The organism is Polyangium jinanense (assembly GCF_028435265.1).
GTDB classification, from domain to species: domain Bacteria; phylum Myxococcota_A; class Polyangia; order Polyangiales; family Polyangiaceae; genus Polyangium; species Polyangium jinanense.
This window is the reverse complement of sequence record NZ_JAGTJK010000001.1, coordinates 1,036,709-1,062,556: the sequence shown is the minus strand read 5'-3', so window position 1 is coordinate 1,062,556 and position 25,848 is coordinate 1,036,709. Positions and strand designations below refer to the sequence as shown.

24 protein-coding genes are annotated in these 25,848 nt (G+C 68.0%); 10 read left to right on the top strand and 14 right to left on the bottom strand.

What is annotated here, in order from left to right; genetic code table 11:
* Positions 1-77: 77 nt before the first annotated feature.
* Positions 78-512, bottom strand: coding sequence for a YncE family protein (locus tag KEG38_RS04315; RefSeq protein ID WP_272417709.1), 435 nt, complete (start codon positions 510-512; stop codon positions 78-80).
* A gap of 222 nt (positions 513-734) precedes the next feature.
* Positions 735-1,385: a hypothetical protein gene (locus KEG38_RS04310; RefSeq protein WP_272417708.1), complete on the bottom strand. Its 651-nt coding sequence runs from the start codon at positions 1,383-1,385 to the stop codon at positions 735-737.
* A 65-nt stretch (positions 1,386-1,450) separates the two neighbouring features.
* On the opposite strand from KEG38_RS04310, the gene KEG38_RS04305 reads away from it, so the two are divergent.
* Both KEG38_RS04305 and KEG38_RS04300 read left to right on the top strand, forming a co-directional pair.
* The gene (locus KEG38_RS04305; protein ID WP_272417707.1) at positions 1,451-2,602 is read left to right on the top strand and encodes a fatty acid desaturase family protein; all 1,152 of its coding nucleotides are present in this window, start codon (positions 1,451-1,453) and stop codon (positions 2,600-2,602) included.
* A 37-nt stretch (positions 2,603-2,639) separates the two neighbouring features.
* Positions 2,640-3,017: a hypothetical protein gene (locus KEG38_RS04300; RefSeq protein ID WP_272417706.1), complete on the top strand. Its 378-nt coding sequence runs from the start codon at positions 2,640-2,642 to the stop codon at positions 3,015-3,017.
* 9 nt (positions 3,018-3,026) lie between these two features.
* On the opposite strand, the gene KEG38_RS04295 is transcribed toward KEG38_RS04300, so the two are convergent.
* Positions 3,027-3,734, bottom strand: a complete 708-nt coding sequence (locus KEG38_RS04295) for an enoyl-CoA hydratase/isomerase family protein (protein ID WP_272417705.1) — start codon at positions 3,732-3,734, stop codon at positions 3,027-3,029.
* The gene (locus KEG38_RS04290) at positions 3,731-4,453 is read right to left on the bottom strand and encodes a hypothetical protein (RefSeq protein WP_272417704.1); all 723 of its coding nucleotides are present in this window, start codon (positions 4,451-4,453) and stop codon (positions 3,731-3,733) included. The genes KEG38_RS04295 and KEG38_RS04290 overlap by 4 nt, the downstream gene beginning before the upstream one ends.
* Before the next feature lie 113 nt (positions 4,454-4,566).
* On the opposite strand from KEG38_RS04290, the gene KEG38_RS04285 reads away from it, so the two are divergent.
* A complete protein-coding gene (locus tag KEG38_RS04285) occupies positions 4,567-6,516 on the top strand; it encodes a hypothetical protein (RefSeq protein ID WP_272417703.1) in 1,950 nt (649 codons plus the stop codon).
* Positions 6,517-6,519: 3 nt separating this feature from the next.
* Here KEG38_RS04285 and KEG38_RS04280 read toward each other — a convergent pair whose 3' ends face one another.
* Positions 6,520-7,776 carry an FAD-dependent oxidoreductase gene (locus KEG38_RS04280; protein WP_272417702.1) on the bottom strand — a complete coding sequence of 419 codons (1,257 nt, stop codon included), beginning with the start codon at positions 7,774-7,776 and terminating at the stop codon, positions 6,520-6,522.
* 42 nt (positions 7,777-7,818) lie between these two features.
* Positions 7,819-8,379, bottom strand: coding sequence for a 3'-5' exonuclease (locus tag KEG38_RS04275; RefSeq protein ID WP_272417701.1), 561 nt, complete (start codon positions 8,377-8,379; stop codon positions 7,819-7,821).
* Between the two features lie 252 nt (positions 8,380-8,631).
* Between KEG38_RS04275 and KEG38_RS04270 the strand changes: the two genes are divergently transcribed.
* Positions 8,632-9,918 carry an ExbD/TolR family protein gene (locus KEG38_RS04270; RefSeq protein WP_272417700.1) on the top strand — a complete coding sequence of 429 codons (1,287 nt, stop codon included), beginning with the start codon at positions 8,632-8,634 and terminating at the stop codon, positions 9,916-9,918.
* Between the two features lie 26 nt (positions 9,919-9,944).
* Complete coding sequence (locus KEG38_RS04265; RefSeq protein ID WP_272417699.1) at positions 9,945-10,436, top strand: LEA/WHy family protein; 492 nt, start codon at positions 9,945-9,947, stop codon at positions 10,434-10,436.
* A 1-nt stretch (position 10,437) separates the two neighbouring features.
* On the opposite strand, the gene KEG38_RS04260 is transcribed toward KEG38_RS04265, so the two are convergent.
* A complete protein-coding gene (locus tag KEG38_RS04260) occupies positions 10,438-12,369 on the bottom strand; it encodes a hypothetical protein (protein WP_272417698.1) in 1,932 nt (643 codons plus the stop codon).
* 184 nt (positions 12,370-12,553) lie between these two features.
* Between KEG38_RS04260 and KEG38_RS04255 the strand changes: the two genes are divergently transcribed.
* Together KEG38_RS04255 and KEG38_RS04250 are read left to right on the top strand one after the other, a co-directional pair.
* Complete coding sequence (locus KEG38_RS04255) at positions 12,554-13,288, top strand: hypothetical protein (RefSeq protein ID WP_272417697.1); 735 nt, start codon at positions 12,554-12,556, stop codon at positions 13,286-13,288.
* Between the two features lie 128 nt (positions 13,289-13,416).
* Complete coding sequence (locus KEG38_RS04250) at positions 13,417-14,055, top strand: hypothetical protein (RefSeq protein ID WP_272417696.1); 639 nt, start codon at positions 13,417-13,419, stop codon at positions 14,053-14,055.
* 693 nt (positions 14,056-14,748) lie between these two features.
* Here the strand turns inward: KEG38_RS04250 and hrpA are convergent.
* Both hrpA and KEG38_RS04240 read right to left on the bottom strand, forming a co-directional pair.
* Positions 14,749-18,450 carry an ATP-dependent RNA helicase HrpA gene (gene hrpA, locus KEG38_RS04245; protein ID WP_272417695.1) on the bottom strand — a complete coding sequence of 1,234 codons (3,702 nt, stop codon included), beginning with the start codon at positions 18,448-18,450 and terminating at the stop codon, positions 14,749-14,751.
* 99 nt (positions 18,451-18,549) lie between these two features.
* Positions 18,550-19,086: a hypothetical protein gene (locus KEG38_RS04240; RefSeq protein ID WP_272417694.1), complete on the bottom strand. Its 537-nt coding sequence runs from the start codon at positions 19,084-19,086 to the stop codon at positions 18,550-18,552.
* Between the two features lie 62 nt (positions 19,087-19,148).
* Here KEG38_RS04240 and KEG38_RS04235 point away from each other — a divergent pair, with 62 nt between their 5' ends.
* From KEG38_RS04235 to KEG38_RS04225, 3 genes are all read left to right on the top strand, one after another.
* A complete protein-coding gene (locus tag KEG38_RS04235) occupies positions 19,149-19,964 on the top strand; it encodes a M15 family metallopeptidase (RefSeq protein ID WP_272417693.1) in 816 nt (271 codons plus the stop codon).
* 82 nt (positions 19,965-20,046) lie between these two features.
* Complete coding sequence (rnz, locus tag KEG38_RS04230) at positions 20,047-20,979, top strand: ribonuclease Z (protein WP_272417692.1); 933 nt, start codon at positions 20,047-20,049, stop codon at positions 20,977-20,979.
* A 91-nt stretch (positions 20,980-21,070) separates the two neighbouring features.
* On the top strand, positions 21,071-22,165 hold the full coding sequence (locus tag KEG38_RS04225; protein ID WP_272417691.1) for a DUF4215 domain-containing protein: 1,095 nt from the start codon (positions 21,071-21,073) through the stop codon (positions 22,163-22,165).
* Between the two features lie 56 nt (positions 22,166-22,221).
* On the opposite strand, the gene KEG38_RS04220 is transcribed toward KEG38_RS04225, so the two are convergent.
* The 5 genes from KEG38_RS04220 to KEG38_RS04200 all read right to left on the bottom strand — a co-directional run bounded on the left by KEG38_RS04220 (position 22,222) and on the right by KEG38_RS04200 (position 25,808).
* Complete coding sequence (locus tag KEG38_RS04220; RefSeq protein WP_272417690.1) at positions 22,222-22,464, bottom strand: hypothetical protein; 243 nt, start codon at positions 22,462-22,464, stop codon at positions 22,222-22,224.
* On the bottom strand, positions 22,461-23,096 hold the full coding sequence (locus tag KEG38_RS04215; RefSeq protein WP_272417689.1) for a hypothetical protein: 636 nt from the start codon (positions 23,094-23,096) through the stop codon (positions 22,461-22,463). Before KEG38_RS04215 ends, KEG38_RS04220 begins: the two co-directional genes overlap by 4 nt.
* A gap of 126 nt (positions 23,097-23,222) precedes the next feature.
* Complete coding sequence (locus KEG38_RS04210; protein WP_272417688.1) at positions 23,223-24,545, bottom strand: serine/threonine-protein kinase; 1,323 nt, start codon at positions 24,543-24,545, stop codon at positions 23,223-23,225.
* Between the two features lie 23 nt (positions 24,546-24,568).
* Complete coding sequence (locus tag KEG38_RS04205) at positions 24,569-24,841, bottom strand: hypothetical protein (RefSeq protein ID WP_272417687.1); 273 nt, start codon at positions 24,839-24,841, stop codon at positions 24,569-24,571.
* Between the two features lie 100 nt (positions 24,842-24,941).
* The gene (locus tag KEG38_RS04200) at positions 24,942-25,808 is read right to left on the bottom strand and encodes a hypothetical protein (protein WP_272417686.1); all 867 of its coding nucleotides are present in this window, start codon (positions 25,806-25,808) and stop codon (positions 24,942-24,944) included.
* Positions 25,809-25,848 lie beyond the last annotated feature (40 nt).

Here is a 25,848-nt window from a genome sequence, read left to right as displayed (position 1 = left end):
ACTCGTCCACTGGAACCCCTTTCGTGTTGCTTTGAGCGGCTCACGAAGGGGGTTCCGCCTTTAGACCCCCGGAAATGTCAAACTTCGGCTGCCTCCCCGGCAGAGCCGGGGGATCTCCTAAGGTATTCGTTCGGGGTGACGAAGAGGCCGATCGGTTCGCTCGGCGTTCGTGCTTCGCAGAGGGGCGCGAGCCCATGTTCGGGCGCGGGTGCGGGTTCGAGAATGGTGACGCGGTTGGAATCGCGGAGCGACACGACGACCCTTCCATCCGCGAGAACGACGAGCTGCGAAGGCGCGCCGCCGAGGGGCGTCGTCGCGAGGACGGCCCGGCCGTCGACGTCCACCGTGTGAAGGGCGCGGCGATCGGCGTCGGCGACGTAGGCGAGCGTTCGATCGGCCTGCCGGGCGAGGGCAATGGTGCTGCTTTGACGGATTGGGGATTCGGGCCTGGCGATCGTCTCGGATTGGCGTCGCGCGCAGGGGTTTGTCGCCGCCCTTGTGTCGCTCGCCACGGGGGACGTGTTTGCCGGTCGGTGTTTGCGGGTGACGTCTGCGGCGGACGCGGTCGAAAACCTCGACGTTTCTGCTGGCCCCACGCTCGTGCACGCACCGGCGAGCGCAACGACGAGCGGGGCAGCACATGCGAGGGAGGAGCGGATCGACATGGCGAGGTCCTGGGCCCTCGGTACGCCCTGCCCGACGCCGCCATTCCCGACCGGGTGCGAACCTTTTGATCAGGCCTTCCGAGGGTAGCGGATGAACACGAGGTGGTTATGCCCGTCGGTCCCGCGCGAGCTCGGGATCTTCACCTGCTTGCCGCGCAGCAGATCCTCGAAATCGGCGGCGGTGACCGTCACCGAATGCTCATGCCCCGCGAGGCCCTGGATGTTGTAGGTCCGCTCGACCTTCGCCTTGACGTGCGCGTCCGGAAGGACGAACTCGTGCTCGTCCTTGCCGGCCACCTCGATTTCGCAGGCATTCACGCGCTCGGGCGGATCCACCGCTGGCGCGCATTCGAGGAAGAGCCTGTGGATGTGCCCGCCCTCGCGGGTCGACGCGAGCCGCACGATTTGCCCCGCGCCGATTTTTTTGAAATCGGCAGCGGTGACCGTGATCGTGTGCCGGTGGCCGGACGTCCCTGTGAGGTCGAACGTTTTGTCGACGCCCGCGAGCACGTCGGCGATGGTGATCGTGAAGGCGTGCCCGTGGTTTCGCCCGATCCGCGCGACGAGCCGCTCGCAGACGGGCGCTTTCTCGGCCGTTTTCTCGGGCGGCGGCGACGTCTCCCAGTTGCCGTGCCCGTCACAAGCGTGCCCCTCGCGCAAAAACGAAAGTGGGGTCACCGCGAGCGCCACGCCGGCCTTCAGCACGCCTCTCCGCTTCATCGCCGCGCGAGCTTACGGCGCTTTCCGTCCGGAGGGAAGGATGCTACAGCGAGTCGCCCGACGCCATGCAAAAGCCCCTTCCTTTCGACCTCTCCAAGATCGACCTCGAAGCATTTCACGCGGACATCAAGGCCTTGCGGCGCGAGATCGACGACGCGCTCGGAGAGGACGATCTACGGCACCTCTACAAGCTCGAGCGCTGGGGGCGCACCTGCACCGCGCTCGGCTTGCTCGGCGCCGGCCTCGCGCCGAACCCCGCGAGCGCATTGCTCCTCGGCCTCGGCCGCTCGACGCGGTGGATCCTCATGCATCACATTGGTCACCGCGGTTACGACAAGGTGCCGGGCGTGCCCGCGCGTTACACGAGCAAGGTCTTCGCGCGCGGAAAGCGGCGGTTTCTTGACTGGTGCGATTGGATTTTACCGGAGGCGTGGATTTACGAGCACAACGTCCTGCACCACTCCTACACGGGCGAGCTCGACGATCGGGACCTCGTCGAGCGCAACACCGAGGGGCTGCGCGAACATTCCATGCCGGTGCGTTACGCGCTCATGGGGCTCCTCGCGCTCACCTGGCGCGCCTCGTATTATGCGCCGAGCACGCTGGAGGTGTATCGCGCGCGCCACGCCGAGCGGGATGGCGAGGCCCCGTCGAAAGAGGGCATGACGCGGGAGCTCTGGCTGAAATGTTATCTCCCCTATGCGGCGGTCCATTTCGGGCTCCTGCCGCTCTGTTATCTCCCGCTCGGCCCCTGGGGCGTCTTCAGCGCGTTCTGCAATTCATTGATGGCCGAGATGGTCACGAACGTGCACACGTTCTGTGTCATCGGTCCGAACCACACCGGAGACGACCTCTACCGCTTCGACGATCGCCCGGCCTCGCGCGCGGAGTTTTTCGTGCGGCAAGTGATCGGCTCGACGAATTTCAAGACGGGCGGCGATCTCGTCGATTCCGCGCATCTCTGGCTCAATTACCAGATCGAGCACCACCTCTTCCCGGACATCCCGATGCGCAAATACCAGGAGGTGCAGCCGAAGGTGAAAGCGCTCTGCGAGAAGTACGGGATCCCCTACGTGCAGGAAAGCGTCTTTTCGCGGGTGAAGAAGATGGTCGACATCGCGGTCGGAAAGACGTCGATGCGCCGCGGGGTCAAGCGTGCGGAGCCGGAGAAGGCCGTCCGCCCGACGTCCGTCCCCGCGGCGACGGCCGCGATCTGAGGACCCAAAGCCGCAGGGCCTTCCGTGTCCATGCGGCATGCGACGTTCCCTGCTCCTCGCCTCGTTCTCGATCTTCCTCGCCGTGGGCTGCGGCGCCTCCCAAGCCCCAGAGCCCGCCGCCCCGACGCAAACCGGACAAACCTTCGCCGACGCCGTGAAGCTCATGTGCGAGGTCGACCAGCGCGCCGGGCTCACCGCGGAGGAGGATCCGCTGGCGATCGGGCAGCAACGGACGGCGTGGCTCGCCGATCACATCGAGAATCCTGACGGAATCGAGTTTCGTACGCTCGTCAGTGTGAAGGGCCCCGAGGAGCAGGCGCAGATGATCCGCGCGAAGGCGAAGGAGATCGGAATGGAGAAGTGCCCGCTCGCCGATTCGATCGAAGCGACCTCGGCAGGCGGGCTCTCGCCTTGAAATGCGCGTTCAGCGCTTGAGGGCGGCCAAGATCTTCGCTTGCACGATGGCGGGATCCCAGGAGGTGAGCATCCCGTCGATGGCGCGGGGGTGATCGGCATTAGGATACAGGCTGTCCGCCGTTCCCCGCAGGTCCTGCTTGGTCTGCGCATAAACCGCCGCGGGGTGCTTTGCGAGCTCTGCGAGACGCGCGAGCCCGACCTCGTACGGGTCGTCGGCCACCTCGTCGACGAGGCCGAGGAGCCGGGCTTTTTCGGGAGCGAAGAGGCCCGCGCCGAGGAGGATCTCGTCGAGGTGCTGAGGCGGAAGGCGGCGCCTCAGGATGGCGAGAATCCGCGGCGGGAAACGCAGGCCGAGCGCGGTCTCGTTGAGGCCGATCTTCGCCGTGGGCTTGCTCGTGGCGATACGCACGTCGCAACAAGCGGCGAGCACCGAGCCGCCCGCGATGGCGTGGCCGTTGACGGCGGCGATCGTGGGCCCCGGATACAAATAAAGGGTCGTCATGCACTGCTCGAGCAGGCGCAGGAATGCGACCATGCCGCCGGGGTCGAGCATGAGGACCTCCTTCAAGTCGAGCCCCGCGGAGAATGCATCTCCCTCCCCCGTGAGCAGGACCGGCGCGCCCGCGGCCTTGTCGAGCCCTTCGAGGACGTGGCGCATCATGGCGCTCGAAAGCGCGTTTTTCCCGGGTCCCGACAGCTTGATGATCTCGGTCATCGTGTCTTCCTTTGCGAGGGCCGCGTCGCGTGCGCCTTGCCGGCCTTTGCGCGTGGCGCTTTCTTCGTCGTTTCGTGTTTCTTCGCCGCCTGCGTCTTCGCGCCGCGATCCGGGCTCGGCGGCCGCGCCGCGCGCGTGGGCTCCGCGCCGTGGTCCGGCGGCGGTGGACGCGTGGCCTTCGGCTTCGGCGCGGGCTTCGGAGGCGGCGCGAGCTTCGCGACGAGATCCTTGTAGTAATCGAGCACGATACGCGTTTTTTCGCCCGGCTCGCAGAATCGGCCGCGCTCGGGATCGCCATACCCCTGATAGCCCGAGAGCCAGCGCTCGGTCTTCGCGCTGCCGGTCCTCACCTTGCAGAATTCCATGTTGGCCGCGATGATCCCGCCCATGCGCCTGAGGTTCGTCGCGCCGTCGAGCAGCGAATCCTTCACGCGCTGGCACGCCTCGCTCGGCGCGTTCACGGGATCGGCGTCGTCGCGGCAGGCGCCCGCGAACCGCGCGCGCACCTGCCCGAGGCCATAATCTTCTCCGTCGGCCGAGACGAGCGTGGGGCGCCACTGCGTCTCGAAATGCACGATGGCCACGGCGATGAGTGGATCGAAGCCACGCGCCGCCGCAACCTCGGCGAGGACCCGGGCATAACGATTCGCCTCGTCCTTCGGCATCCCCGGCCTCGAAAGGAGCATGCCTGCGACGAGGACGGCGATGGGTCGAATCAAGGCTCTTCCTTCCGCTGTGACAGGGTCCGAGGTGAGTGGCACGAGCGCCGCGAACGGGCCAAGAATGTTGCGACGAGCCCCGCGCGCCTTCGGATCTCGTGTATCCTCGCAGCATGCGACCTCGCCAAAGACACCTTTTCCTCTTCGCCCTCGGCCTCGCCGTCCTCGGCGCGGCTGCATCCGCTTGCTCCGATACGCAGGGCACCGGCACCGGGCCCGGCGGCGCGAACGAAGACGCGGGCCCGGACGCGCCCGCGGCCGTGTCGCTCCGCATCGATCCGCCCGCGACCACCGTCACGCTCGACCTCTCGGGCACGGCGCCAGCCATCCCGCACCGCGCTTATGCGAAGCGTGAAGGCGAGCCCGAAGTCGACGTCACGAGCGAGGTCGAATGGTTCGTGGGAAACCCCGCGCTCGCGGACGTCGTGGGCGGCAGCGTGTCCGTCAAAGGTCTCGGCGGCAAATCGAAGGTCTTCGCGACGTACGATGGCGTGACGGCCGAAGCGTCGCTCACGCTGACGCTCCGCGGCGACGTCTTCCTCCCGGGCACGGATGCCTCGACGAAGGCCGCTTTCGACGCCGCCACGGCCGATCCGGATCCCGCGAATGCCCCGGCCTTCGAATACCCCGAGGACGGCGTCGTGCTGCCGGCAAACCTGCCGCCGATCGAGGCGCAATGGACGCCGGGCGGCGATAGCAGCGTGTATCGCGTCCGCATCACGAGCCCCGACATCCTCGACGTCACGCTTTACACGACCGGGCGCGAGCTCGCCTTCCCCGCCGATGTCTGGACGAAGATCGCGCAGTCGAGCCCGGACGTCGCGGTGAACCTCGCGGTCGATGGGCTCGGATCGGGCATGGTCCGCGCCGGCAGCCCGCGCTCGCTCACGGTCGCGTCCGATGGGATCGACGAGAGCGCGATTTACGTGTGGCAATCGTCGACGGGCAGCTTCCGCGTGCTCGACATCATCAAGGGCACGGACGTGCCACTGCCGACGAACAGCCCCGCGCTCTCGCCCGGTCAGCCCTGCTCCGGCTGCCACCGCATCTCGCGCGACGGCAAGCGCTTCGCGTACAGCTTCGACGGCGGCAATTTCAATTTCGGCGCGCTCTCCTACGACGAGGCCCAGAAGCTTTATGCATCCACCATCACGCCGAGCCCCGCCGTCCGCGGGACGTACGCCGCGTTCAATCCGCTCGAAGAAAAGACGCGGCCCGCGATGCTCTTCACGGCGCCGGACAACGTCCCGCAAAACACGCCGGGCACGGTGCGGCTCTTGCTCGTCAATCCGGACACGAACGAGCCGATCCCGAACAACCTCGCCGAGGCCATCGGAGAGCTGCCGACCGCCGTGGGGCACGCGACGCTGATGCCGGATTGGTCGCCGGGCGGCGATTTCGTGGTATTCACGGCATACGACAGCAACTCGAATTACGTGCGCCTCCTCGGCGACGACACGGTGCTCGGATCGATCGTGCAGATGTCCGTGCAATACATGGCCGATGGGTCGTTCCAGTTCGGCACGCCGGAGGTGCTCGTGGCCGCGCCCCCGGCCGCGGGGACGAACCCGGATAGCGGCGAAAACAACGTGCTGCCGAGCATCTCGCCCGACGGCTCGGTCGTCTCGTTCACGCGGGCGAACGGGTGGTGGTCGATCAAGACGCAACAATCACTGATCAACCTGTCGGGCCGCATCGCGCTCGTGCGGCGGAGCGACAAGACCGTGCTCGAGCTGAAGCGCGGCGCGTCAAACGGCCCGGACCAGGTCTGGAGCAGCACGTGGTCGCAATGGGCGCCGACGGTCGGGAAGAAATGGGTTTGGTTGGCGTATGCGTCGGAGCGGCCGTATGGGCACAAGCTGACGCCGCAGAACAGCACGTGCTCGCTCGTGCAGGGGCAGAAGCAATGCAAGCAGCTCTGGATCACCGCGCTGAACCGGGAAAAACTCGCGGCGGGGACGGAGGATCCGAGCCAGCCGGCGTTCTGGATCCCGGGCCAGAGCCTCACGGCGCAATACGTGAGCCCGCAGTGGACGGTGGCGGTGATCGACTCGCCGAAGTGATCGTCAGGCGGTAGCGCCGAGCCGCGGCAGGGGATCGGGCGCCGGTAGCGCGATCGGCGCGTCGATCCCGATTCCCTGCGCGATCCCGCACATGCTGCGCACCATCAGGCGGCGGACGAATGGCATGGCCGTGGCGATGGGAAACCCGAAATCGCGCAGCCAGCCGAGCGGCGCGAGGTCGCTCTGGAAGAACGGCGTGAGCCAGCGCGTGACGAACTGGTAATAGTCGAGGTGGGAGCGGCGGGCGCGCGAATACGCGTCGAGCGCGATGGGCAAGGATTCGTGCGCTGCGAGCTCCTCCGCGAGGACCATCGCGTCCCAGAGCGCGAGGTTCGCCCCCTGGCCGAGCTGCGGGCTCATCGCGTGCGCCGCGTCGCCGAGGTACACGACGCGGTCGTCGTTCCACGGATACATCGAGACGTCGTGATATCGCGCGAAGAGGACCTCGTCGGCGGAATGGATCTGATCGAGCACCGGCTCCGCGGCCGGCGCGAGCGCGCGTACCTCGCGCTTCCAGGCGTCGAGCCCGGCGGCGCGCCACGCGTCGAGCCCGGCGGCCGGGAGGCTATAAAAAAGGCTGATCTTGTCCGTGGTCGGCCCTTCGCCCGGGCCGAATCCCGTCGGCAACAGGCCCACCATGCGCCCGGTCCCGCGCACGACCTGCCTGAGCTCGCCCCGGAACGTTCCGCCCGGGTCCTCCCCGACGAACCACAACGCGCCCCACGGATAGGGTCGAATACGCTTGCCAATGCAGGTATCGTCGCGGAGTTGCGAGCGCGCGCCGTCGGCGACGACGCAAACCGCGTGCGGCCCGAGGCGCTCGCCCTCGGGCGTGAGGAAATACAATCCGCGGCCTTTGCCGGCATTCTCCAGGTTTTCGACCGTCACCCCGAGGCGTAAGGTCACGTTCGCGGCGCGCACGGCGCGAAAGAGGTGCTCGAAGAGCAAGCCGCGGTGGAGGCCATACCCGACGCGATCGCCGGGGATGTCGCCATAACGAAGATCGAAAAGCTGCCGTCCGCCGGCCGTGCGGCAGATCATGCGGGTGATGGGCGTGCAGCGGGCGAGCACGGCGTCGCGCAGGCCGAGCACGCCGAGGACGGCTTGCCCCGTGGGCTGGAGCATGACGCCGGCGCCGACGGGGCCCGGATCGGGCACGCGTTCGTAGACCGTGACCCGATGCCCCGCCCGCGAGAGAAAAAGGGCCGCGGCGCTCCCCGCGGTGCCGCAGCCGATGATGCCGACGTCGATGGGTTTCATGCCGCGCGCAGCATGAAAGAGGATGCCATGGAGCGGCGCGTGTCAAGCGCGTTCTTTTGCGTCCCGGAGCACGTATGGCAGGATCCGCGCGATGTTTCGCGCATCGTCGATGCCGCGGTGGTGCGTGCCCTGAAACGAGAGGCCGAGCTTGCGGAGCGCCTGGCCGACGCCGATTTCGCGGCCATCGTTGTGCCTTCGCGCGAAGGCCGCCTTGAGGTTCCAGTGGTCCTTGCCGAGCGGGAGGCGAATGCCATGGCGACGCGCGTCGCGCTCGAGCTGATTGCGATCGTAGTTGCCCCACGAGCAGAAAAGGGCGGCGTCGCGGCCGAGGAAATCGCGAAGTTTTCCCATGGCCGCAGGGAAACGCGGCGCGGCGTCGACGTCGGCCTGCGTGATGGTGGTGAGTTTCGTGCAGAACGGCGTGAGGCGCGGGTGGCGAATCGGCCGCACGAACGTCTGCATCTCGCGCACGGTCTTCAAGGTCTCCGCCTCGACGAGCACGGCGCCGATCTCGATGATCTCGGTCTCCTCGCGCGGGATCGATCCGTCCTCGGAGCATGTCGCTTCGAGGTCGATGACGAGGTAATGGCTGGGGGAAGTCATCGGTGTCTCCTGTTCTCTTTTTTGCGCAGTTTGACGGAGACCCCCACCGAAGCGCCCGGACACGATCCCGGACATCGGCTAGCCTGACCGAAGAGGGCCGGCCCAATCCACCCGGGCGCCCCGGGTCCCACCCACCATGAAACGCGACCTCGCTCCCGCTCTGCTCGCCCTCTGGGGCGTGGCCCTTGCGTGCCTCGCCGTGCTCGATGCCGCCGATTACGAGGCGCTCTGGGCCTCCTTCGGGTGGCGTTGATGTTCCTCTCGCTGTGGGATCTGCAGGACCTCTTGGCCGCGAGGCCCTTCGGCCCGATCGCAGTCGCGGCGCTCTCCGTCTCGGTCCTCGCCTCGCTCGCGTTCGTCGTCGCAGCGCTCTTCGCGCGGCGGAGCGGCGTCACGAAGACCACGCGCGTGATCATGGCCCTCACCTTCGGGACGTTCGCACTCGGCGCCTTCGCCACATCGCGCGTCCTCGCCGAGGCGCACGCCTCGACCCTCGGGGTCGAGCCCACGCTGCCCTCGGCAAAAATGGGATGGGCGTGGGGAATCGCGTTCGGGGAGATCCACGCGGCGTGGCGCGTCTTCGGCCTCGCGCTCGTACCGATTGCAGGGTTTTCGGGCGCGGCGTTCGCCCTCCTCGCGCGACGCGCGGGCGCGCTGCGGCCCTTCGCCATCGCGGCGGCCCTTGCCTGCGCGCTCGGCGTCGCAACGGGCGTGGGCGTTTCTTACCACTTCCACACGACGTACCTCCAGCTCGGGCTGTTCTGCGGCACGGTCGAAGATCGGAACAAATGCATTCGCGATCTGCAGCGGGAGGGACGAGACGTCTCGTCGATTGCCCGCGTGGTCATCCTGGCGCTGGCGACGCTGGGCAGCGGGGTCCTCGTTGCCGTTTCGCGGCGCAGCGCCAAGGACACGGTCGCGCGGGACCCCGAAGGGATACTGCCGATCGGCGCCGCGGTCTTCGCATTCGGGCTCGCCGGATGGGCCGGAGCGCGGGGAATGGCCCACGATGCGCGGCATCCGCTGCCGCTTCCGGCGGATCACGATGGATATTGCTCCGAATGGAGCCATTCTGCGGCCACCTCGCTTCCCCCCGCCGGGCACTGCGACGGGAGCGACGACGCGCCCGAGGTGGCGATCGACGCAGAGGGGATCCAGATCGACGGCGGGCGCGTGGCGGAAGTCGCGGAGCTCCTGGTGATCCTGGAGAACAAACGAAAGCTGTTTCGAGAGCTCCAGCAAAGGGATGTCGTGGATCCGATCGTGGTGATCTCGGCCTCCGCGGATACGCCGATGGCGCGCGTACTCCCCATCCTCTCGGTCGTGCAAAAAGATTACCGGGGGCACGTCGCGATCCTCGGCGCCCACCCCGAGCGAAGCGTCTCCACGGTGACGCTCGGCGAGATCGCGCTACGACGTCGCTGCTGCTGGAGCAAGCTGCGGATGGCCCCGAACGGCGCGCCCCTTTCGAGCCACGCGACCTGGGGCGACGTGGCGCGCGCGGCGAGCGAAGGAGCTTTTTTCCGCCTGGAGCCGTGAACCTGATCTATCCTGGTCGGCAAACGATGACGAAGCTCCACAGGCACCTGTTCCTCGTCACGGCCCTCGCCCTCGGCGCCTCGGGTTGCGCCGCGGAAAAACCCACGTTGCGGCTGCATCATGCCGAGCTGCGCTCGGCGTCGCTGCGGGGCATCGGGCTCGACGTGTACATGACCGTGGACAACCCGAACTCGTTCGACATCGAGATCCGCAATGTGCGGGTGACGGTGACGTTCGCGGAGAAGTACGCGCTTCCGACGATCGATTACAGTCCGAACCAGTGGCTCGCCGCCGGCCAATCGACGATCGTGCGCGTGCCAGTGGCGATACCCTTCACGCTGGTGCCCGGCGTGGTCGACGAGGCGCGGAGGACGCCGACGTTGCGGTACACGGTGAAAGGAAGCGCCGATGTGACGGCCGTGCGGGCGCTCGGGGTGGAGAAGGACAATTATCCGATCGACGAGGCGGGGGCGCTCGGACGGGAGGATTTGCTGGCGGCGGCGGGGATTTCGTTCTGAATCACCGCATCCGAAACGCATCCGCCAGCGTGCGCGCGTCGAGCCGGCCCTCGGCCTCGATGTAGGCGAGCTGCTTGCGGAGCGGATCCAGCGACGGATCCGGATTGCCCCGCGTCGCATCGACGAGCGCCGCGACGACCTCGAAACCCGAGGACCGCTGCGCGTAGAGGCCGAGCACGTTGCGCGCGTGGTAATCGATCATCGCTGCCTCCCAGGCCCGGTCGAGGCCCGCCGCGCGCGCCTCCTCGCTCAATGCGGCGAGCGTCTCACCCGCCTCGCGTTGTCCCTCCCAGAGGCGAAATGCGACGCCGCGGAATACGCGATAGGCACGGACGAATCGCAGCACGGCCTCCGAGGCGTTCGGCGGCGTTTCGAGGTCGAAATTCGTGGCCCAGGGCCGAAGGTGGTCGTGCGCGTGGAAAACCTCGTGCATCACGTCGACCTGGTCACGCAGCGGTAACCTCGCCGAGGCCTCGATGGCGCGGGCGCGGGTTTCGGGGAAAAGCACGAGCGCGCCGAGCGCATTCACCCGCCCCCAGTTGTCCCGCGGAGCGCGCAGCGTGAGGTCGAGGACCACGTCGCCGCCGCCTTTCAAGAAGAGGAGGATCCAGCTTCGGCCAGCGTATTCGGTCTCGATGCGCTTGGCGATTCGCGCGCCGTCCTCGCTCGACCAGCGTATCGCGGCGAGCGCCTTTTCGCCCGCCTCCCGGGCCTGTTTGCCCGTGGCGACGGCGGCATTGGCGAGGCGTCGCTCGCCCGCGAGGGTGAAATCGGTGCCGGCGACCTCGCCGAGCGCGGTGAGGCACGCAAGGCTCATGAGCCGATCCGCTTCGTCGGCCTGGGGGCTCTTCGCGAGGTCCTGGGCGACGCGCAGGAGGAACGCCTCGCGTTCGAGGCGCTGGGGCCTCGGCGTGGGATAGGGTTCGAGCGTGACCCCCTGCTCGACCTCGATCGTCGGCGGGCTGAGCGAGGCCATCCGGAGGAAATAAGCGCAATGGCGCGCACCCTCGGCGGCGAAACTCGGATCTTCGAGGACATCGCCCGGTTCGCCCGGTTGTTTCACGGCGCGCACGGCATAAAGCGGGAGCGTGCCGGGGTAGACGTCCGCATTCGGCGGAAACCCGGCGGAGAGGGAGGGGCGCGAGGGGGCGGAATCGGTGGGCTCGGCGGATGCAGGCGGGGCCGCCTCTTTGCCGGTTCCCCCGCCCCCGCTGGCAGCGGCGGCGATCGGAGGCGCGAGGCCATGCACGCGTGCATAGACCTCGACGAGCTCGTCGGGTGCGACGCGGCTGCCGCCTGGGGTCGCGGGCGTACCGGCCATGAGGTCGTGCTCCTCTTTGCCGTGGATCGCAATGGGCGCGAGGTGCGCGACGCCGTCGGACATGGGCTTTCCATAAAAGCGCAACGCGACCTCGGCAGGCTTGCCCGCGTCGAACACGGCCGCGACGACGAGCTGCGCGACTTGCTCGCAGGACCCGCCGCCGTCGAGGAGTGCATCCGCCATACGTCCGCCCGGTTGGCCGTAGTATTTGATGTCCTCGAAGGCCCAGGGCACGGCGAGCGTGACGGGATCACCCTCGCGAAGGGCTTGACGCAATCGCGAGAGGCGATCTTCGTAGCGGATGAGGGCCTCGGCCACGTCGAGCTCCTCGCCGGCCTCCTCGGCGTCGATACGATTCGCTTCGAGAAGGAATCGGCCGAGTGCAAGGCGCCCCTTTTTGCGGTCGCTCCGGGCGGACTCGACGAGCTTGCGACGGGCCTCGCGCGTGCGCTCGTTCCGCGCGAGGGAGTCGGCGACGGAGGCGATGGGCGAGGTCGCAGTCGACGCGGCGATCGTCCGGGGCACCTCGGGCGCGCGCGGGGCGCCGTAGCGGAGGAAAAGGGCGTGCCCGAGGACCGAGAGGATCACGGTGCAAAGGGCGCGGCGGGACATCCAGCGGGTAGAGTAGCCGGACGGGGCGAGAAGTTCCCAGGGATCTGGATCTGGGGGGTGGGGCCGCATGGGACGCGCAGAGCGAAGGCTCAGAACCGTTGGCAAGATCAATGAAGTGACCAAATGCCACGAGCCCACCGCTCGCTTGTCGCTTGGTTGCAGGTCTGTCGATACACGCTCGAACATGGCCTCGACCACCACGAGGCTTACGGCATCCTTGGGGTTCGCCCTCGGGTTGGGCTTTGTCTTCACGCCGCTCGGCTGTGGGAGCAGCCCCATGGGGAACCCGCGGCCCAGCTTTCACGGTTCGCACGATGGCCCGTCGGTCCCTCCGGCAACTGTCGCGCGGCTCGAGGCCTGCGCCGAGCATGGCGCGGCGCGGCTGACGGATACGCACTACGCCATCATGTTCGACGTCGACGTGACGGCGGACGGTCAGGTCGACAAGGTCGAGGTCAGGGAGTCGTTGATCAACGATCGGGAGATCGTGTCCTGCATGGAGGATGCGCTCCACGGCATGTCGTTGCCTGGGGTCGTCACCTCGCTGCGTTCCTCGGGGCCGGTCTACGGCGGCAGCGTCTCCCCAGACGGACGGGCTCCCATGGGCCACCCCGCGGCCGCAGCCGCGGCGGCCGCCGTGAACCTGGTTCCGATCTTGATCGTCGCTGCCGGGGTGACGATCGTCGTGGCGCTCACAGTGCATGTCGCGGAGGAGGTGGTCGAGGCGGTCGAGGCGGCCGGCCGGCGGCGTGCGGTGGAGAGGCGGTGCCAGGCGCTGTTGGACGAGTGTCTCGACAATCCGTGGCAACCGAAGGAGGAGAAGGAGATCTATGGAAACAAGAAAGACTGTCACGGATGTTACATGGAGTGCAAAAATCATAACCGTTGGCCCGAGGAGAGGTGTCCCCGCACGAACTGAGTCCCCTTCAGGAGTGAATCGCCATGCAGCCTCCCAGTGAAAAACCTCCTCCCAGTGGAAGACCTCAACCTTGCTGGTCCTGCGAGAAGCGGGAGGCGACACATTCGTACACGTGCGCAGGGCGCACGGTGCGCGTGTGCGCGACCTGTCTTGACCGGCTGGAGGTACAAGACGCATTCGAATACAAGGGCCTCGCCATCATCAAGCTAATGAGTCGCGACCAATACGACGAAGCGCTGGCGAGCTGGGATGCGTTCGAGGAAGCAAATCGCCATCGCGATCATGATGGATGGCTGGCTCGAAGCGTCGCCAGGGATCGCGCGTTCATCCTCTACGAAGCTGGCAGGTACGAGGAGGCGCTGCAAGCCGCGGAAACCGTCGCGCAGCTCGGATTCGAGAACGTCACGTATCGATGGGCGCACGGCAGCGAAAAAGCGCGGATCCTGCAAGCGCTCGGAAGGCATCGGGAAGCGTTGGCTGCGTTCGAAGACGCATTCAGCCATCAGGATCCGAGGTACGTGGCGGCCGCTCCCTATTTCTTCCCCCATCTGGTCGAGCTTTCGGAGAACGTGGGGCAGCCAGTCGACGAGAAGTGGCGGCGCGTCGCAGAGGCAGGGGCGGAGGATTTTGCCGTCGAGATGCCCGTCCGGGACTCGCTCGGTGAAAGCATGCGCGCGCTCGCGGAGATGACCCAAGAAATGCCGTCGAAGAGGAAAAGGGAGTGGAAAGCAACCCACGGTGGCGGAGCCGGCGGGGACGCGCCGTGAGTCGACCGCCGGGAGGCTCGCGCGAGCTCTGGGGAGGGCTCGTTCGGCCTTCCCGCCGTTCCCGCTCGAGTACCCATTGACGATCGGGTCGAAGAACAGTGCCCCATTCGCGTGAGCGTCCAGCGTGCCACCACCGCTGCGACCCTCCCCCACCCCTGTCGCGACCCTCCTCCAAGAGGGTCACATCCCTCCCGCAGAGGGTCGCGTCCGTCGTCCGGACATGTCCGGTCCCTGGCCGCGCCCTGACGCAACCCTCCTTCCAAGGGTCCCGAGCCTCCCGCAGGTGAGTACGACTCACCTCGGAGACAGGTGGACCCCTCGCCGGCCCCACGTCGACCTCACCCGGCAGATACTCGAAATCGTTCATGAAGATGGCCTTGTCTCCCCGCGTAGGAAGGGCCCACCGGCGCCCGGCAGGGTCCCCCGTCCTCGTCACCGAAGGCGCACCCGTGGTGAAGACAGGAGCACCCCTCTCCGCGACGGCTTCACCCCGCTTCCGACGCTGGCATCACCCTTCCCGCAAGGTTGTCCGTGTATGCGACCAACCTCGACGGTCTTGCCACCGGCCTGCTTGGAAGAACTGCGCATCGCAGTTCTTCCACCCCGAGTCCAGGGCTTGCCCTGGTTCGGGTCGAGGGGCGAACAGCCCCCGCGGGGTCCGGGGCGGCGCCCCGGCGCGGCGGCCCCGAGAGATCAGCCCGATAACACCCGCCAGAACTCCGTGAGCCGCTGCGGCGATACCGTCACAGCCGTCTTCAGCTCCGGCGCGAACAGCGAGACGCGCAGTTCCTCGATGAGCCACCGGAACGTGTCGAGGTCCTCCCCCGGGACACCTCGCCCACGCAGGCCTTCGTGGTGGTCGAGGTAGTTTTTCCAGAACGGCAAAACCTGCTCGGACTTCGATTGGTCCTTCTGCGGGCCATTCGGCATGCGTTCGAGCCGGATCTGCACGGCGCGGAGATAACGCGGCAGGTGCGCGAGGCGCTCGACCCGCTCGCGCAGGAACATGCCCGGCGGGATCAGGTGGTCGAGCTGCATTCGGATCTCCGCGAGGGATGCGCGGGGCGCGCCGGGTTTGCCCAAAAGCGCGCGGAGCGCTTGTTCGGCGCGGGAGAGCTCCGCCGCGATTTCCTGCGCGAGCTTGCCGAGGCGAGAGATGCTCGCCGCGAGCTCGACCTTGCCGGCGTCGAGGCGCGCGAGGAAGTCCTTGCGCGCGCGCGGGAAGCGGCCCGGGTCGTTCAAACCGAACGCGTCGTCGAGCGCCCGGAGCACGATCTGGCGGCGCAAGGGAACACCGCCCGCGCCCGCGCGCTCGGCGAGGGCGCCCGTCGCGACGGCCGCAGAGACCTGGTGCTCCAGCTTGTTCATCGGCATGCTCATCTGGAGCAAAAAAAGCCGCCGCAATCCGCCGCGCGTGGCCTCGTCCGCCGCCTCGCGCGAGGCGAGCACGCGCAGGGCCACCGACATCTCCGTGTCGACGAGCGCGGGATACCCCGCGAGCTTTCGGCCCGCGACCTCGATGCGCACCTCTTCGGGCAAGGTCTCGAAGCTCCACGAGGTGAGGCCCTCGCGTTCGAGGGTCGCCTTCGACGCGCCGGCCCAGGCATCACGCGCGCGTTTCGCGAATCGCTCCTTGAGCGCCGCGAGGTCGCGCCCTTCGCCGACGACGCGGCCCTCCTCGTCGAGGACGCGGAAATAGAATCGCAAGAAGGGCGGGAGCTCGTCCGGGCGGAGCGCATCCATCGGGACGCGGACGCCCGTACGCTCCTGGATCGAGCGGGCGAGGGCTTCGAGCATCGGGCCCTCGAAGGGGCGGTGCCGCCGCGCGAGCTCGGCCGCGAGCTCCTTCACGCCGCCGACCGATTTGCGGACGGCCTTGGGCATCGCGTCGAGCAGCCATTCGATTTTTTCGGCGTGCCAGCCCGGAATGGTCCATTCGAACACGGCCGGATCCGCCTGCGGGAGGAGCGCGAGGGGCAAGGAGATCGTGACGCCGTCGTCGTCCTCGCCCGGATCGAAGCGGTACGTGAGCGGCAATTTGGTGCCGTACAGCGAGAGGGTGTCCGGGAATCGCTCGGGCGTGAGCTCGTCCGCTTCGCCCTGGAGGACGTCCGCGAGCGAGAGCTCGAGCAGGCGCGGGTTCTTCTCCTCAGCCTCCTTGCGCCAGGCCTCGAACGTCTTGCCGCTGTAGATGCCCTCGGGGATGCGCTCCTCGAAGAAGAGGGAGAGGGCGTGGTCGTCGGCGAGCATGTCGCTCTTGCGCGCCTTGTCCCGGAGCCGCTTCACCTCGTCGAAGAGCTTTTTGTTGTGCTCCATGAAGCGCGCCTTGGTCGCGTATTCCTGCCGGACGAGCGCGTGCGTGATGAAGATCTTCCGCGAAGCCGCAGGGTCGAGCGGGCCGTAATGAACCTTTCGGTCTCGTACGATCGGCAGGCCGTAAAGAGAGACCTGCTCGCGGGCCATGACCTGCGCGGGTTTTTCCTCCCAGTGCGGGTCGCTGTGGTGCTTGCGGCAAAGCGAGCCGCCCGCCTCTTCGAGCCAGCCGGGATCGACACGCGCCGCGGTGCGACCGAAGAGCTGCGAGGTCTCGACGAGCTCGGCCGCCATGATCCACGCGGGCGGCTTTTTCGAGAGGCCACTCGACGGGTGGAGCTGGAAGCGGGTTTGTCGGGCCCCGACATACGCCTTCGCCTCCTGGCTCCACATGCCGATCTTGCTGAGCAGGGCCGGGACGATCGCGCGGTGCACGCCGTCGCCGCCGTCGCCCTGCGTGCCCTCGACCCGGAAGCCCATCTCCCGCACGATCTGCGAGATCTGCTGGTGGATGTCGCTCCACTCGCGCATGCGGAGGTGCGAGAGGAAGTTGTCGCGGCACCACTTGCGGAGCTGGTTCTTCGAGAGCCGCGCCTCGGCTTGCTTGTAGGCGTGCCAGAGCTTGATCAGACCGGCGAAGTCGCTCTGTTCGTCGCGGAATTTGCGGTGCGCCTCGTCCGCCTGCTTCTGCGCGGAGAGCGGGCGCTCGCGCGGGTCCTGGATGCCGAGCGCCGAGGCCACGACGAGGACCTCGCGCAGCGCGCCCTCCGCCTCGCCGCCGAGGACCATGCGGCCGAGCCGCGGATCGAGGGGGAGGCGCGCGAGCTTTTTGCCGATGTCCGTGAGCTCGCCTGCGTCGTCGATCGCCCCGAGCTCTTCGAGGACCCGATATCCCTCGTCGACGGCGCGGCGCGGGGGCGGGTCGAGGAAGGGGAAATCACGAATGTCGCCGATCCCCAGCGATTTCATCTGCAAGATGGCGCCCGCGAGGCCGACCCGTAAAACCTCGGGGTCGGTGTAGGCCGGGCGCGTCTCGAAGTCGCGCTCTTCGTAGAGTCGGAAACAGACGCCGCTGCGGATGCGGCCCGCGCGGCCCTTGCGTTGCTCGGCGCTGGCGCGGGAGATCGGCTCGATCTGGAGCGTCGTGACGCCCGAGCGCGCGTGGTAACGATTGACGCGGGCGAGGCCGGCGTCGATGACGTAGACGATGCCCGGAATCGTGAGCGAGGTCTCGGCGACGTTCGTGGCGAGGACGATGCGCCGCTGCGGCAAGGGGGCAAAGACGCGTTGCTGCTCGGATTGCGGGAGGCGGCCGTAGAGCGGAAGGACCACGGTGTGCGGCAGGCCGTGCGAATGCAGCTCGTCCATGGTCTCGTGGATTTCGCGCTCGCCGGGCAAAAAGACGAGGATGTCCTCGCGAGGGTCGAGCTCGGTGATCTCCTCGATGGTATTGCCGATCGTCTCGGCGAGCTCGGTCTCTTCTTTGCGCGGCGGCCGGTGGATGACCTCGACCGGGTGCGTGCGGCCCGAGACCTGAATGACGGGCGCGCCGTCGAAGAAGGCCGAGAATCGCTCGGTTTCGAGCGTCGCGGAGCTGACGACGACGCGCAGGTCCTTTCGCCGAGGCAGGATTCGCTTGAGGTAGCCGAGGAGGAAATCGATGTTGAGCGTGCGCTCGTGCGCCTCGTCGACGATGAGCGTGTCGTAGGCGCGGAGGAGCGGGTCGCCCTGGATCTCGGCGAGGAGGATGCCGTCCGTCATGAATCGGACGTACGTCGACGGGCTCGTCCGGTCGGCGAATCGAATCTTGTAGCCGACCTCCTTGCCGAGGTCGACGCCGAGCTCCTTGGCGACGCGGGCCGCGACGCTCGTCGCAGCGATGCGGCGGGGCTGCGTGACGCCGATGCGCGCATGGAGGCCGCGGCCCATGGCAAGCGCGACCTTCGGGAGCTGCGTGGTCTTGCCAGAGCCGGTCTCGCCCGCGATGATGACGACGGGGTGTTCGTGCATCGCCTGCGCGATGTCGCGCACGCGCGCAGAGATGGGCAGCTCTTCGGGGAACTCGACGGGCGATTGGCTCACGGCGGCCGAGGGATAGCATCCTCCGGAGATCCGCGCTTGCGGCCGTGGGACGGAGAAATCCTGCTCGGACGATCACCTACGTGCGTGATCGTCCCTGCCCTACACCCGCGCTTTGCGCACGAGCGCGCGGAGCTCGGCGCCGAGCCAATCGAGGAATTCGGCGTCCCAGGGCGCGCCGTCCGGATATCGCGCGCCGATCGCCTCGGCGAGCTCGAGGTCCCAACGGCCGAAGAGCGCGGTCAAGCGATCGTGCATCTTGCGGCCTCGCGGCACGCGCGGATCTCCCTCGTTTTCCGCCGCGGAGAAGGCTTCCTCGCAAAGGTAATAGTTGCAGGTGGCGCTCCTTCGATCGGGCGGAAGGACGCAACCAGTCGGGCCGAGGTAGCCACAACGCTCGGGGAAGGGCTCGCTCGGCGGAGCCCGTCGAATGGAGAGGCCACGCGTTTGCGGGAGGAGGCGGCCTTCGTGGATCTCGGCAAGCAAAAAATCACGGCCGCCGAGCGATACGATCCGCCCGATGTCGGCCCAGGCCACGGCCGGCGGGGCCTCGCAGCAGCCGGCCCGCCCGTGCGGGCAGCGCGCGCAGAGCGGCGACAGAAGGAGCGAGTGAACGCCGGCGAGCTCGAGCCGAATCATGCGCCACGACTGGATACCAGGGCAAGCCGACCCCGTCCACGCGGCGTCGAATCGGACAGGATATGTCCGAAGTGGGCGGCGCGCGGAGCTCGCTCGTTTTTTCTTTCTGGTATTCTCGCATCGCCGTGATCGACCCACGCGACGACCGCCGTGCCCTGCGTCGCGCCCTTCCCGGGCATGTGGGGCTCGGGCTCGTCTTTGCGCTTGCTGTCGCGGCGGCGGCGCACGCGTCGAGCGCGCCCGCCGTGCCGCTCGAAGGGATCGCCTGCAACCAGCAAAAACCGCTGCCGTTCCTGGTGCGCGGGAACTACGCGATCCAGGACGGCTTGTCCCCCGAGGAGCGCAAAGCCCGCATCGACATGCAAACGCGGGCGCTCCGGTTCCGGACCGAGCGATATGGAAGGTCCTCGGGCGCGGTGCCGCTCGAATGGAACGAGCACGCGGTCGGCGACTACATCGAGCAAGCGCGCTTCCTCGGCCTGCCCGTGCAGGTGAACCGAAGGATCGTGCCCGCCCTGCGCTGCGTGGAGCAAGCGATCGCGGAGCGCTGCGGCGATACGCCCTACGAGCCGAAGCGCCTGCTCGGCGTGCGCGGCAAGAACACGTTCCACAACGGCGAGGTCTCGAACCACCTCTATGGGATCGCGATCGACATCGATCCCGAGCGCAACCCCTGCTGCCGCTGCGTCGAGCCGTTCCCCGATCACCCGGCATGCCGCAAGCACGGCGCGACCGCCTACGAGCGCGCGGAGCTGCCGCGGTGCTGGATCGAGACGTTCGAGCGATACGGCTTCTACTGGCTCGGGCACGACAAGCTCGAGGACACGATGCACTTCGAGTTCCTCGGCGACCCGGACCGAATCACGTCCACACCGTGATCGAAAGCGCGGGATGGCAGGGGCCCGCGCGCGTGGTACGTTCGTCCGGCCGGTCCGAAGAAAACGTCCCCTCTCCCCTCCCATGTCGAGCCTACGCCTCACCTTCCTCGGCACGTCCGCCGCGGCCCCGACCGCGCACCGGAACCTGTCCGGTCTCTTCGTCAAGCGCGAGGGCCAGAGCTTCCTCTTCGACTGCGGCGAGGGCACGCAGCGGCAGATGATCCGCTTCGGCACGGGCTTCGCGCTCGACGCCGTGTTCTTCACGCATTTCCACGCCGACCATTACCTCGGCATCATCGGCTTTTTGCGCACGCTCGGCATGCTCGGCCGCACCGAGCCGCTCGCGCTCGTCGGCCCACGCACGGCCGCGACGTTCCTGCCCAAGGTGATCCGCCTCGGCGCCGAGGACGCGCCCCTGCCCGTGACGATCGCCGAAGCCGAGCCCGGCGACGTGGTGTTCCGCGGAGACGGATATCGCATCGAGGCGTTCGCGACGGACCACCGCATTGCGTCGATCGGGTACGTGCTCATCGAGGATCCGCGGCCGGGTCGGTTCGATCCGGCGGCGGCGCGCGCGGCCGGCGTGCCCGAGGGTCCGCTCTTCGGCAAACTCCAGCGCGGCGAGGTGGTACGGCTGCCGGGCGGGCGCACGATCGCGCCCCGCGAGGTGATGGGGCCCCCGCGGCACGGCCGGCGGATCGTGATTTCCGGCGATACGCGGCCCTGCGAGGGCACGATGCGGGCAGCGGAGGGCGCGGACGTGCTGGTGCACGAGGCGACGTTCGGCGATCAGGAGCAGGCGCGCGCGCGGGAGACGCGGCACGCGACCGCGCGGGAGGCGGCGATCGTGGCGCGCGACGCGGGCGCCCAGCGGCTCGTGCTCACGCACCTGTCGACGCGATACGATCGAGATCCGGACATTCTGCTCGGCCAGGCGCGCGAGGAGCTCGGAGAGCGGACACCGGTGATGGTGGCCGAGGACGGTGATGGGATCGATCTACCGCTGCGCGATTGACGCGCCCGAAATCGGGGCCGGCCGCGCTTGACGTTGCCGGCGTTCCGGACGAACATGGCGCTTGCTTGGCCGAGTTTGTCCGGGAGATGCCATGACCGCCTTTCGCCACGCTGGGATTTTCCTCGCCCTCACGCTCTTCGCCGCCTGCTCCTTCGTCAACGCGCCCGATCCGGTGAAAGGAGGAGGCGAGGGCGGCGAGGGAGGCGAGGGCGGCGAGGGCGGCGGGGTGCCGTCGCCTTGCGGGAACGGCGTGTATCAGACCGGCGAGGAATGCGACGACGGCAACGACATCGAGACCGACGGTTGTCTCTCGACCTGCAAGACGGCCAAATGCGGCGACGGGTTCGTCTGGGAAGGCGTCGAGGGCTGCGACGACGGCAACATGGTGAACGACGACGGCTGCACGAATGCCTGCAAGCTGTCGACCTGCGGCGACAACACGATCCAGGAAGGCGAGGATTGCGACGACGGCAACCAGGACGACACCGACGTCTGCACGTCGGCTTGCAAGACCGCGACCTGCGGGGATGGATTCGTGCTCGCGGGGATCGAAGCCTGCGATGACGGGAACACGGACGACACGGACGGCTGCCTGCAAGGCTGCAACGTGGCGACGTGTGGCGACGGGTTCGTCCAGGTGGGCGTCGAGGAATGCGACGACATGAACCTGTCGAACACCGACGGGTGCGTCGCGTGCAAGAACGCGATCTGCGGCGACGGGTTCGTCCGGTCCGGCGTGGAGGAGTGCGACGACGGCAACCTCGTCGGCGGCGACGGCTGCGGGCCCGGCTGCACGAAGGACAACCTCCTGCCGCAATGCATGAGCTACGCGACGCTGAGCGAGGCGGACCGCAACGTCAATTTCAACGACGGCGACGGCGGGGTCGAGGTCTGCGACAGCGAGGTGATCGGGGAGGGCTGGTACCGGTTCATGGGCGCCGCGGGCACGCAGATGCCGACGTTCCCGCCGCCCGACTACGCCTGCGGCACCGACGCGCCCGGATGGGTCCAGGGTTCCTACCCGGCCCAGCAGGGCGATGTCGTGAACGCGACGGTGTGTTTCAACTGGTCGGGCAACAATTGCAGCTGGTCGTCCGCGATCCAGATCGCGCATTGCGGCGGGTTTTACGTGTTCTACCTGCCGCTGACGCCGGTCTGCCACCTTCGTTATTGCGGGACGAACTGAAATGAAAAAGGGGCCGGTCTCCCGGCCCCTCGCCTGCACGGCTCTCCGCCCCTGGCTCAATCCTGGGACGTGATTTCCTTCTCGAGCGTGTCGAGCTCGTTCTTGTAGTTCGTGGCGGAGATGTCCTTCTCGGCCTGATCGTCGTAATCAGCCGCGGTCGGGATGTCCTTGTCGTCGAGGACCACCGGGGCCGGGGCCTGGGCGGCGCCCGTCGTCCCGCCGGTCTGGGACTTCGGCTCTTCACAGGCGACGACGAGCGCCGAGAGCGCGCAAAGCGCGAGCACGATCGAGCGATTCATTTCTCACCTGCCTTCTCCGCGGGCTTTCCGTCCACGCCCTTCGCGCCCGTCCCCTTCGCGTCGTAGTTCGACATCCACTTCTCGTGGCGCGCGTTCTCCTTGTCGAGGAGCTTCTGCACGCGCTCGGTCGCCTCGGTGTCCTTCGCCTCCTCGGCGAGGTCCTTCACGCGCTCGAGGCGCGCGAGGCGGCGCGCATGCCGCTCGAGCTCCTGCTTCATGGCCACGGCCATCGGCTGGCCCTTCAGCGCGGCCGAGACCTTCTTCTTGAGCGCGTCGCGCTCCTCCTTGGACTTCGTCTTGCGCGCTTCCTTCTTGGCCTTGCGCTTCTCTTCCCGGGCCTTCTGGTCCGCCTCGGACTCGGCCGGAGCCGCGGCCGCGTCGGCGCCCGCATCCTTGTCCTTGTCGGCCTTGTCCTTGTCGTCGGGCTTGCCCTTGTCCTCGGGCTTGCCCTTGTCCTCGGGCCCTTTGCCCTCAGGCCCCTTGCCCGCCTGCGCCTTCTCCGGGCCCTTGCCCTTGTCCACGACCGGGACCGGCCTCGGGTCCGGCGCCACATCCGCGGACGCCATCCCCGTCACGCCGAGCAACCCGCCCAGCACGAGGGCCACGGCGCCCTTCTTCCACAATCCGTTCATCGTAGATCTCCCTTCGCGCGCCGCCCCCCCAACGGGAAACCATGGCGCTCGTCGATCCGTTCGAAGCGGAGCGGACTTTATCCCGGGCGCGTCGACGAGGGCAAATACAATCGCGTATTCGGGGTGCTACCGCCCACGCGTGCCACGAATCGACAAGGATCCGGGCGCCCCCTCGACCGCATATTGCTCTTCGAGAAGCTGCGCCGTCGCGTCGTCGATACGCACGGGCGGCTCGTTCACGTCGGCACGCGGCCGCTCGAGCGCGCGTGTTCCACGCTCGATCACGGACGCCGATAAACCCGCCCCGGACGGCAAGGCCCCGCCGGTCACGAGCGACAATCGGACACCGGTCATTTGTTTTACCAGGTCGAGCGCCGCATCCGCCGCGCGCAGGAGGCCGTCGGCACATTCTCCAGCGAAAATGGCAGCCACACCACGACCGAGCAATGGAATGACCACCCCGCCCTGCTGTTCGGCGACACGCTGGAAAAGGGCACGTGTCCGGCCCACGTTGCTCGAAAGGGGCAATCGGCCGAAGATGACGCCCACGAGGTGATCGTCGCTCGGGACGAGGGCCGGCGGGAGCGCGATATCCTCCGGCGGCGCCGCGCCTTCGAGGACCACGCGCCGGGCGGCCTCGATCGCGTCGGCCATCTCGCGGGCCGAGGAGAATCGTGCTTCGGGGTCGCGCGCGAGCGCCCGCGCGACGAGGGCGTCGAGCACCGGCGGCGCCTCGGGCCAGGCGTTCGACAAACGCGGCGGCGCCTGGAGGACGATCTTGGCGAGGACGGAGAAGGCATCGTCCCCCGCGAAAGGTCTTTTGCCGGAAAGGAGCTCGAAGAGGAGGACGCCGAGGGAAAAGAGGTCCGAGCGAGGGCCGATCTCGGTGTCGCCCCGGGCCTGCTCGGGGGACATGTAAAACGGCGTGCCGAGCGCGACCCCGTCGACGTTCTCGGAGGCGCTGTCGTGCGCGACGCCGAGGTCGAGAAGTTTGACCACAAAAGGCCCGCCGTCGGGCGGCAGGGCGAGGAAGAGGTTGCCCGGTTTGACGTCGCGATGGACGATGCCCGCCTCGTGCAGCGCCAAGAGCCCGAGCGCCGCCTGGCGCGCGATCGTGAGGGCCTCGGCCGTGCCGCACTGCGCGCCCGAGGTGCGGATGCGGTGCGCGAGGTCCTCGCCTTCGAGCCATTCGAGCACGAGGTAGGGGCGGTCGTCCGCGTCGATGCCGGAGGCAACATAGCCGACGACATGCTCGCTCGTGATCCGCGCCGAGAGCCGCGCCTCGCGCTCGAATCGATCCCGCGTGAGCGGATCGACCGAGAGGTGCTCGTGCAAGCGCTTGATCGCCACGGGCACGCGGCGCTCCTGATCGAAGCCCCGAATGACCTCCGCCGTCGCGCCGATACCGACGCGCTCGGCGAGCGTGAATCGATCCGCGCTCCCCACCACGAAAACCCCCCCGCTCCTCGCCCTCAGTGCCAGGCCGACGCGGTCCGGACCGACTGGCCCGTCCGGTCGTGCTCGGCCAGAAGCTCCGTCGAGCGCGCGCGGCAGCCGCTGCACGAGGGGAACGTCGAGCCGTGCAGGCAACGCAGCATCACCGCCTCGCCCGTCTGCAGTTCTTCGGGCTCGAGGTGACGGCCGCACGCAATGCAATGGATGTGATGCACGTGCGCGGGGGCCGCGGGGCGCGCGGGCGCAAGGGCCTTGCGCTCGCGCTTCGTCAATCGCTTCTCTCGCTTCATCGCTCGTGTTCCCTGGCGGGCCGCTCAAGGCCCTCGCCGGGTCATACGAGGTTCGGCGCACGCGGGCAAGGGCTTGTTTTCGTGCGCAGGATCTCGTGCACTACGGCGCACCTGTGGGCCCGTGGCTGCCCCACTGTTCGTGGAGCGAGCTGAACGTCTGCCGCACGCCGCTCGCGGGCCCGTGCTCGTCTTCCTCCTCGCGCGTCTCCTTCCGCCCGCGTGCGGGCTTGCCTCCGAGCGCCTTGGCTCCGCCTCGGCTGATCGGGACGACGACCGGGCTGCGCCGCGCCCGCGGCTTCCGCCCCGAACGACGTGGCGTGCGGAGGCGCCGCATGCCGGCCAAAAAGCCGAGGTAGACGCCGAGGAACGTCGCGCCGGCCCACGCCGCGAGCGCCCCGAACGCATACCCCGCGGTCTTCATACCCGCATCACCGCGCGCGAAATTCGCCATGGTTTCCATGGATCCGCGCAGCGTCGCCACGTCCTCCATCGGCCCGCGCAGCGCCGCGACGTTGCTCATCGGCTCGTCGAGCCGCGCGACCTTGCCCATCACGGCGTCGAGCGCTGCGACCTCTTTCATCGGCTCACGCAGCAAAGCCACGTCCTCCATGGGCTTTTCGAGCCGCGCGAGGCCCTTTTCCATGGTGCCCATCTGCGCTTCGAGGCGCGCCATGCCGGCGCCGAGCCGGTCCATCACCGGGCCGAGGGCCGCAAGATCCTTCATCGGCGCTTCGAGCCCCGAGAGCCGCTCCATGGGCGTGCCGAGCGCGTCGAGCTCTCCGGCCATTCGCTCCATGTTCGAATTCGACCGCTCGAGAACACCGGCGGTGTCGTTCATGGTTTTCGTGGTTTCCTGGATGGCGCGCGTGTTCGTCTCGATCGTCGATGCCATACCGCAGCCCGCGATCGCGGGCGCGACAAGCAGGGTGACGAGGACGAGGAGCGTCTTCCTTCCCGACGGGCTCATGCATGAAGCATCGAATGGGAGACGCTCCGCGTCAACGCAT

Bases quoted from the DNA above. Each gene is read 5' to 3' on its own strand.
- KEG38_RS04285 (WP_272417703.1), top strand. From the start codon at position 4,567: ATGCGACCTCGCCAAAGACACCTTTTCCTCTTCGCCCTCGGCCTCGCC.
- KEG38_RS04305 (WP_272417707.1), top strand. From the start codon at position 1,451: ATGCAAAAGCCCCTTCCTTTCGACCTCTCCAAGATCGACCTCGAAGCA.
- KEG38_RS04295 (WP_272417705.1), bottom strand. From the start codon at position 3,734: ATGACCGAGATCATCAAGCTGTCGGGACCCGGGAAAAACGCGCTTTCG.
- KEG38_RS04265 (WP_272417699.1), top strand. From the start codon at position 9,945: ATGACGAAGCTCCACAGGCACCTGTTCCTCGTCACGGCCCTCGCCCTC.
- KEG38_RS04220 (WP_272417690.1), bottom strand. From the start codon at position 22,464: ATGAATCGCTCGATCGTGCTCGCGCTTTGCGCGCTCTCGGCGCTCGTC.
- KEG38_RS04205 (WP_272417687.1), bottom strand. From the start codon at position 24,841: ATGAAGCGAGAGAAGCGATTGACGAAGCGCGAGCGCAAGGCCCTTGCG.
- KEG38_RS04310 (WP_272417708.1), bottom strand. From the start codon at position 1,385: ATGAAGCGGAGAGGCGTGCTGAAGGCCGGCGTGGCGCTCGCGGTGACC.
- KEG38_RS04280 (WP_272417702.1), bottom strand. From the start codon at position 7,776: ATGAAACCCATCGACGTCGGCATCATCGGCTGCGGCACCGCGGGGAGC.
- KEG38_RS04260 (WP_272417698.1), bottom strand. From the start codon at position 12,369: ATGTCCCGCCGCGCCCTTTGCACCGTGATCCTCTCGGTCCTCGGGCAC.
- KEG38_RS04215 (WP_272417689.1), bottom strand. From the start codon at position 23,096: ATGAACGGATTGTGGAAGAAGGGCGCCGTGGCCCTCGTGCTGGGCGGG.
- KEG38_RS04270 (WP_272417700.1), top strand. From the start codon at position 8,632: ATGTTCCTCTCGCTGTGGGATCTGCAGGACCTCTTGGCCGCGAGGCCC.
- KEG38_RS04275 (WP_272417701.1), bottom strand. From the start codon at position 8,379: ATGACTTCCCCCAGCCATTACCTCGTCATCGACCTCGAAGCGACATGC.
- KEG38_RS04235 (WP_272417693.1), top strand. From the start codon at position 19,149: ATGTCCGAAGTGGGCGGCGCGCGGAGCTCGCTCGTTTTTTCTTTCTGG.
- rnz (WP_272417692.1), top strand. From the start codon at position 20,047: ATGTCGAGCCTACGCCTCACCTTCCTCGGCACGTCCGCCGCGGCCCCG.
- KEG38_RS04240 (WP_272417694.1), bottom strand. From the start codon at position 19,086: ATGATTCGGCTCGAGCTCGCCGGCGTTCACTCGCTCCTTCTGTCGCCG.
- KEG38_RS04225 (WP_272417691.1), top strand. From the start codon at position 21,071: ATGACCGCCTTTCGCCACGCTGGGATTTTCCTCGCCCTCACGCTCTTC.
- KEG38_RS04300 (WP_272417706.1), top strand. From the start codon at position 2,640: ATGCGACGTTCCCTGCTCCTCGCCTCGTTCTCGATCTTCCTCGCCGTG.
- KEG38_RS04200 (WP_272417686.1), bottom strand. From the start codon at position 25,808: ATGAGCCCGTCGGGAAGGAAGACGCTCCTCGTCCTCGTCACCCTGCTT.
- KEG38_RS04255 (WP_272417697.1), top strand. From the start codon at position 12,554: ATGGCCTCGACCACCACGAGGCTTACGGCATCCTTGGGGTTCGCCCTC.